The organism is Mesorhizobium sp. M7A.F.Ca.MR.362.00.0.0, from assembly GCF_004023175.1.
Classification (GTDB): domain Bacteria; phylum Pseudomonadota; class Alphaproteobacteria; order Rhizobiales; family Rhizobiaceae; genus Mesorhizobium.
Genome location: NZ_RZTF01001076.1, coordinates 1 through 250 on the forward strand (window position 1 = coordinate 1; position 250 = coordinate 250).

Here is a 250-nt window from a genome sequence, read left to right on the forward strand (position 1 = left end):
CTTGTACAGATGAAAATCAGGGAGATTTTTTTGGGCAGGAATCTTGGGGACTTGCAGTGTATAAGAAAATGGTTGCACCAGAAGTCATACTCTATACAGATGCGTTCTCAGATAAGGACGGAAATGTTGCTCCTGACATGCCGGAAATGCAGATCAGCGTCTTTTTCAAGGAAGAAAGCCAGCAAACACTTCTTGAAATTAAGAGCGCCTTTGCTTCAGAGGAAGCGCTGATGCAAGTGTTGGAAATGAG

Annotated in this window: 1 protein-coding gene; it reads left to right on the forward strand. The window is 43.6% G+C overall.

All coding sequences use genetic code 11. The annotated features are described in order from the left end of the window. Positions 1-250 (forward strand): SRPBCC domain-containing protein (locus EOC06_RS39185; protein ID WP_206631457.1); only part of this gene is annotated, 250 nt, incomplete at both ends.